Origin of the sequence: Marivirga sp. (assembly GCF_024636815.1) — a bacterium.
Lineage (GTDB): Bacteria > Bacteroidota > Bacteroidia > Cytophagales > Cyclobacteriaceae > Marivirga.
The window spans coordinates 1-6573 of record NZ_JAGXGF010000100.1; the positions used below are offsets into that span (position 1 = coordinate 1).

The 6573-nt window shown below is 34.8% G+C and carries 9 protein-coding genes; 7 read left to right on the top strand and 2 right to left on the bottom strand.

The annotated features are described in order from the left end of the window. The first annotated feature begins 40 nt into the window (after nt 1-40). From rpmB to ftsY, 4 genes are all read left to right on the top strand, one after another. Nucleotides 41-280 carry a 50S ribosomal protein L28 gene (rpmB, locus tag Q0L29_RS07515; protein ID WP_296620451.1) on the top strand — a complete coding sequence of 80 codons (240 nt, stop codon included), beginning with the start codon at nt 41-43 and terminating at the stop codon, nt 278-280. 29 nt (nt 281-309) lie between these two features. Next, nucleotides 310-492, top strand: a complete 183-nt coding sequence (gene rpmG, locus Q0L29_RS07520; protein WP_296620453.1) for a 50S ribosomal protein L33 — start codon at nt 310-312, stop codon at nt 490-492. A 2-nt stretch (nt 493-494) separates the two neighbouring features. Next, nucleotides 495-644, top strand: a complete 150-nt coding sequence (locus tag Q0L29_RS07525) for a DUF4295 domain-containing protein (RefSeq protein WP_296620455.1) — start codon at nt 495-497, stop codon at nt 642-644. Nucleotides 645-797: 153 nt separating this feature from the next. After that, complete coding sequence (gene ftsY, locus Q0L29_RS07530; RefSeq protein WP_296620457.1) at nt 798-1757, top strand: signal recognition particle-docking protein FtsY; 960 nt, start codon at nt 798-800, stop codon at nt 1755-1757. Here the strand turns inward: ftsY and Q0L29_RS07535 are convergent. Then, nucleotides 1754-2488: a DUF6048 family protein gene (locus Q0L29_RS07535; protein WP_296620459.1), complete on the bottom strand. Its 735-nt coding sequence runs from the start codon at nt 2486-2488 to the stop codon at nt 1754-1756. The genes ftsY and Q0L29_RS07535 overlap by 4 nt on opposite strands. After that, entirely contained in the window at nt 2457-2951 is a 495-nt protein-coding gene (locus Q0L29_RS07540) for a DUF6452 family protein (RefSeq protein WP_296620461.1), read from the bottom strand. The genes Q0L29_RS07535 and Q0L29_RS07540 overlap by 32 nt, the downstream gene beginning before the upstream one ends. A 231-nt stretch (nt 2952-3182) precedes the next feature. On the opposite strand from Q0L29_RS07540, the gene rimO reads away from it, so the two are divergent. The 3 genes from rimO to Q0L29_RS07555 form a co-directional block, all read left to right on the top strand. Next, the gene (rimO, locus tag Q0L29_RS07545; RefSeq protein WP_296620463.1) at nt 3183-4493 is read left to right on the top strand and encodes a 30S ribosomal protein S12 methylthiotransferase RimO; all 1311 of its coding nucleotides are present in this window, start codon (nt 3183-3185) and stop codon (nt 4491-4493) included. A 10-nt stretch (nt 4494-4503) separates the two neighbouring features. Next, nucleotides 4504-6069, top strand: a complete 1566-nt coding sequence (gene bshC / locus Q0L29_RS07550; protein ID WP_296620465.1) for a bacillithiol biosynthesis cysteine-adding enzyme BshC — start codon at nt 4504-4506, stop codon at nt 6067-6069. After that, nucleotides 6062-6573: 5-formyltetrahydrofolate cyclo-ligase (locus Q0L29_RS07555; protein ID WP_296620466.1), on the top strand; the 512-nt coding region annotated here is incomplete at its 3' end. The genes bshC and Q0L29_RS07555, both read left to right, overlap by 8 nt.

The window sequence follows — 6573 nt, forward strand, 5'->3', positions numbered from 1 at the left end:
GACCAATTTGAAATCGACAACAAAAATAATTTAGATAGATATGGCACGAGTTTGTCAAATTACCGGAAAAAGACCTCAAGTGGGAAACAATGTTTCACACTCAAATAATAAAACCAGAAGAAGGTTTTTACCAAATTTGCAAAAGAAAAGGTTTTACCTTCCTGAGGAGGATAAGTGGATAACATTAAAAGTATCTACTAGCGCAATCAGAACCATTAATAAAAATGGTATTACTTCAGTATTGAAGAAAGCACGTGAAAACGGTAACGTATTAGTATAATTTTCTATTGCTCAAAAATATAAAGCACAATGGCTAAGAAAGGAAATAGAGTTCAGGTAATTTTAGAATGTACAGAACATAAAGAATCAGGTGCTCCTGGTACTTCTCGTTACATCACGACCAAGAACAGAAAAAACACTACAGAAAGATTGGAGTTGAAAAAATACAATCCAATATTAAAAAAACAGACAGTTCACAAAGAAATTAAGTAATCATGGCTAAGAAAGTAGTAGCAAGTTTAAAAGATAGAGATGCTAAAGGTTACGCTAAGATAATCAAGGCAGTGAAATCAAAAAACGGAGGATATTCCTTCCGTGAAGAAATGGTACCTTTGGACATGGCCAAAGAGGCACTTAAAAAGTAATTTTAGTTTTTAAGGTTTAAATTGATTTAAGTCCCTCTTATGGGACTTTTTTTGTTTATATACAATTGCTTTTTTAATTTCTTAATGATTTTAGGCCGATAATCTCATATTTTCGTATGCCTCTAATGACCCTTACCTTTAAACCATAAAAGAATGAGTATTTTTAATATTTTCTCTAAAGACAAAAAAGAGTCACTCGACAAGGGCTTGGAAAAAACAAAAGAAAGTTTCTTCTCTAAGCTTGGTCGAACCGTAGTTGGTAAATCCCAGGTAGATGAGGATGTATTAGACGAATTGGAGGAAGTATTAATCAGTTCTGATTTAGGGGTAAGTACCACCGTCAAAATTATTGATAGAATAGAAGAAAGAGTAGCGCGCGACAAATACCTTGGCACTACAGAATTAGATAAAATCCTTAGAGAAGAAATTGCAGGGCTTTTATCTGAAAATAATACTAAAGACCTAAAGGATTTCTCTCTACCGGAAGATGCTAAAAAACCCTATGTGCTATTAGTAGTAGGAGTAAATGGAGTAGGAAAAACTACTACCATCGGTAAATTAGCTGCTCAATACAAGAAACAAGGCAAAAAAGTTATTTTAGGGGCAGCGGATACTTTCCGTGCAGCCGCTGTTGATCAATTAAAAATGTGGGGCGACCGTATAGATGTTCCAGTGGTTTCTCACGGAATGAATACAGATCCTGCTTCAGTAGCTTATGATGCTGTGAAGCAAGGCGTTGAAGAGGAAGCAGATATCGTGATCATCGATACGGCAGGAAGATTGCACACCAAAGTGAATTTAATGAATGAATTATCCAAAATTAAAAGGGTGATTCAGAAATTTGTGAATGAGGCTCCTCATGAGGTATTATTGGTTTTGGATGGCTCTACTGGTCAGAATGCCATGATACAAGCAAGGGAATTTACAAAAGCAACCGAAGTTACGGCATTAGCCATTACCAAATTAGATGGTACTGCAAAAGGCGGTGTAGTAATTGGGATTTCTGAAGAATTTAAAATCCCGGTGAAATATATTGGAGTTGGTGAGAAAGTAGAAGATTTACAAGTTTTCAACAAAATGGAATTTGTTGATTCTTTCTTTAAGCGAGTTTAACGACTTCTTTCCATTACCTTCTTTTCCTTCCAGGGAATTCTATAAGTCACGTAATAATTAAAAGTCCATCTATTTTTAAACTCTGCTCTTCCAAATCCTGGGATGTCATAGGATCTGAATTCAGAGGCATTAAATATTTTTCTGTTTAATTGAATTCTAAAAGTATAGCCCATGTAAAGGTTTTTAAGAACCATTACTCTCAAGCCAGTGGTCATTTCAAACCATCTCGCACTAACAGCATCATTATTCAAATTTTCTTGATACGGCCCATATATTGGGCTGACTATGTCAGTGGTTAAGCTTTCTGAAAAGCTGGCTCTTGCATATCTTAGTCCGAAAGTTAGCGTATTATGGTCGGGGTCAAACTTTAAAAAATCAGCTGCTAAACCAACTCTGAAATAGTTTCCATTATTAGTGTATTCAAATCCTTCTCCACTGCTTTGATATTGATTTATCCCATAAGAACCAATTAAATAAATTCTATGGAAATCTATATCTGCTTGTAATTCATAGCGTTGTCGATTGTTGCCAAATGTATTTACGCCCAAGGCAACCAAATCAGTCCCGATTCTAACCCCAGTAGGGATGAAGAAAGATTTCGGTACTTTTGGTCTTTCAGGCTCTACTATTTTTTGCTCAACTGAATCAGTTTTCACACTACTATTGGGCACTTGCCCAAATAGTGAAAAGCTAATGAGACTAAAAAATAAACAACTTAATATTAGGCGCATTTATGGTCCTTTTTAATGTATCGTTTACTATAATTAAGGAATCAAAAGTTTGATAAGCAGTATCCATGCCAATAAATTCCAAATCTATTCCGCATTCAGGAGAATCTACTCTATTTCTTTTTTCATAGGTGAAGCGTATCGTGTCACCATAACTAACAGTATCACCAGCAATATCAACAGAATAATAAAAAAAGAAATCTGTTTGATTTTCTACTGGGCTTAATGGTAATCTGAAACTTGAAATGAAACTGGTGTCTTGATATGCGAAAACACTATCGGTTTGTGGGCTGAAAACACTGTCAAACCTCACATTTTTCGTTATTTCCTTCAGATTAGCATTTAGAGTTACAGTGCTAAAAGTAACATAATCTACATTTACGCTGCCGCAATTACTATCCACCTGGCAGGAAAAAATGCTGATTATGAGAATTAAAACTATGCTTTTTTTAATAATTGATTCCATTGGGATGCAAAGATATTATATATTCTGACAAGCTAAACGACTTATACAGGAATTGATTGTAAATCCTCACATCTGAAAACAATTCCTCTAATATTTGATTAACTTTGCATCTTGAAACAATGCCTTTGCGGAATTACATAAGAAGTTTTTATAAATATTTGGTTATCAGAACCAAATGCTTAAATCTTATGTAGGGTGTTTGCAAATATATTTTATAAAAGAGGAGAAATTTTGAAGACAAAAGGATTAAAAAAAGATAAGGTAAATGTAGTGACACTAGGATGCTCTAAAAATTTAGTGGATTCTGAAGTGATGATTACGCAGTTGAGAGGAAATGATATCGATGTTACCCACGAATCAGAAAAAGATGATTCCAATATCATTGTAGTGAATACTTGTGGTTTCATAGATAATGCCAAGCAAGAATCTATTGACACCATTTTACGCTATGCGGATGCAAAAGATGAAGGGATTATTGAGAAATTATATGTGACAGGCTGCCTTTCCCAACGATATAGAGATGATTTGGAAAAAGAAATTCCACAGGTAGATGCCTTTTTTGGCACTATGGAATTACCATTGCTTTTAAAGAAATTCAATGCCGACTATAAACATGAATTGGTTGGGGAAAGGGTAACCACCACTGCCAACCATTTTGCATATATGAAAATAGCAGAAGGTTGCGATCGACCTTGTTCATTTTGTGCTATTCCTATTATGCGTGGTAAGCACGTTTCTCGTCCTATAGAGGAGTTGGTTAAAGAAGCTAGAAATATGGCTAGAAATGGGACAAAAGAAATTTTGTTGATAGCTCAAGATTCAACTTATTATGGTCTGGATATCTACAAAAAGAGAAATCTGGCTGAATTATTAAAACAGCTTTCAGATGTAGAAGGAATTGAATGGATACGTTTGCATTATGCTTTCCCAACAGGATTTCCTGAAGATATTTTAGATGTAATGGCTGAAAGAGATAATATCTGTAATTATTTGGATATGCCTTTGCAGCACGGCTCCACTAAGATGCTTAAATTGATGCGTAGAGGAACAACTCGAGAAAAGCAGGAAGCTTTAATTGAACGAATCAGAGAGAAAGTTCCGGGTATAGCATTAAGAACCACATTAATAGCAGGACATCCGGGAGAAACGGAAGAAGATTTTCAGGAGATGATGGATTTTGTGAGAAATACAAGATTTGATCGCTTAGGTGTTTTTCCTTATTCACACGAAGAAAATACGCATGCTTTTAGTTTTGAAGATGATGTTCCTGATGAAATCAAACAAGAACGGACAGATGCCGTAATGGAATTACAAACTCAGATTTCTCAAGAATTGAATCAAGAGAAAATTGGTAAAACCTTTAAGGTGTTAATTGATAAAAAAGAAGGAGGGTTTTTTGTTGGACGTACTGAACATGACTCACCGGAAGTAGATAATGAAGTTTTGATTGATGCCACTGAGAATTATGCCAGAATTGGCGATTTCGTAGAAGTAGAAATTGCTGATGCCACAGAGTTTGATCTTTACGGTAATTTGAAATAACAAATAATATATGAAGGTAGCGTGTATTGATTTTTCTGAAACAGGGCTTTTTGCGCCTATTTTTAATGATTTTATACAACAGAAAGAAGAACTCAAAAGATTCTATCATCGCTACCCAAATCTTGAAGTATTTAAGGAGCAGATAAAAGAGAAATCTCAGCATAAAATTAATAGAAATGTACTCGTTCAGGTATTAGAGGCTCAATATAAAGAAGTCTCTAAGGTGGAAGAGTTAGTGAAGAATAATATTGAAAGTTTGAGTGATGAGAAGACTTTTACGCTCACGACCGGGCACCAACTTAATATTTTTACTGGGCCACTATATTTTCATTTTAAGATTATAACGGTCATAAATGCCTGCAAACAATTAAAAGCTAAATATCCAGATTATAATTTTGTACCCGTTTATTGGATGGCTTCCGAAGATCATGATTTAGATGAGATAAAAGGTGTTCAGTTAGAGGGTAAAAAGTATAAATGGAACACTGAGCAGAGTGGTGCTGTAGGGAGAATGAAGACGGAAGGATTAGAAGATTTAGCAAAGGAAATTAGTGGAGAAGACAGTATATTCTACAAGGCATATGCTGAAGCAGATAATCTGGCTGATGCGGTTAGAGAGTATGTGAATGCACTCTATGGCAAATATGGGTTGGTAGTGCTTGATGCTGATAATGCTGCTTTGAAATCAGAGTTCAAAAATGTAATTCAAAATGACGTTTTACATAATTCTGCTAATAAGTTAGTAGAAAATTGCTCCAGTTCATTGGATGAAATGGGGTATAAATCTCAAACCTATCCTAGAGAAATTAACTTCTTTTATTTACAGGATGGATTGCGTGAGAGAATTGTAAAAGAAGAAGGTAAATTCAGGATATTAAATACAGAAATCGTATTTACTGAAGAGGAAATTAAGAAGGAGATTGAAGACCACCCTGAAAATTTCAGTCCCAATGTAATATTGCGCCCTATTTATCAAGAGGCTATTTTACCAAATTTAGCATATACTGGTGGTCCTGCGGAAGTTGCTTACTGGATGCAATTAAAATCAGTATTTGAGTCTTTCAATATCTCTTTCCCAATTCTACTCCCCCGTAATTTTGGGATGATTATTCCTAATAGAATTCGTCACAAAGTTAAAAAACTTAAGTTGCAAGAGTTAGACTTATTCACAGAAAGGGAGGAACTAAAAAAGCAAATTACAAAAAGAATTTCCGCACAAAAGCTGAACTTGAATGATGAACGTCAGCAATTAAAGTCATTATTAAATGAGATTAGGCAATATGCCGGAGATGTTGATCCCAGCCTTTCACAAATGACTGAGGCGGAGACGGAGAAGATTAGTAATGCCATTGATAAAATAGAAAAGAAAATGATGGCAGCAGAGAAAAGAAAGCATTCTGATAAAATGCGTCAAATTGATGAAATAAAAGATTTCCTTTTCCCTGGAAATGGCTTGCAAGAGCGTAAAGAGAATTTCATTCCTTTTTATCAGGCAGATGATAAGTTTATCAAAAAGTTGGTAAAGGCATTCGACCCTTTTAATTTGCAATTCCACATAATGAGATGGGATGGATAAAAATACCTTACGGAAAGTTTATTTAGAAAAAAGAAAGTTGTTAAGTCAAGCTGAGTATGAAAGAAGAAATCAGTTGCTTTATCATCGCTTAATTGAATTTCAAAAGTCACATCAATTTAGAAGCATACATACTTTCATTCCTATTAAAGAAAATAAAGAACCGGACGTTTTTCCTTTTGTTCAATATTTATGGAGCAAAACCACAGGAGTAGAAGTAGTCACAGCTATTTCTGATTTAAATAATCCTATCCTGACTCATGTGAAAATTAAAGAAGATACTTCATTTCTTAAAAATAAATGGGGTATTCCAGAGCCGCAGGACGGCAATCCTTATTCAATTGATAAGATCGAGTGTGTTTTAGTCCCAATGGTAATGGGGAGTAAAAGCGGGCATCGAATTGGATATGGAAAAGGCTATTATGATAGGTTTTTACAAAATTGCAAAAATCAAACTCGATTTGTGGGCGTTACATTAGGCCCCTTGATTGAAGGCGATTTCTTTGC

Coding starts and splice junctions, on each gene's coding strand:
- bshC (WP_296620465.1), top strand. CDS start 4,504: ATGAAGGTAGCGTGTATTGATTTTTCTGAAACAGGGCTTTTTGCGCCT.
- Q0L29_RS07535 (WP_296620459.1), bottom strand. CDS start 2,488: ATGCGCCTAATATTAAGTTGTTTATTTTTTAGTCTCATTAGCTTTTCA.
- Q0L29_RS07525 (WP_296620455.1), top strand. CDS start 495: ATGGCTAAGAAAGTAGTAGCAAGTTTAAAAGATAGAGATGCTAAAGGT.
- ftsY (WP_296620457.1), top strand. CDS start 798: ATGAGTATTTTTAATATTTTCTCTAAAGACAAAAAAGAGTCACTCGAC.
- Q0L29_RS07540 (WP_296620461.1), bottom strand. CDS start 2,951: ATGGAATCAATTATTAAAAAAAGCATAGTTTTAATTCTCATAATCAGC.
- rpmG (WP_296620453.1), top strand. CDS start 310: ATGGCTAAGAAAGGAAATAGAGTTCAGGTAATTTTAGAATGTACAGAA.
- rpmB (WP_296620451.1), top strand. CDS start 41: ATGGCACGAGTTTGTCAAATTACCGGAAAAAGACCTCAAGTGGGAAAC.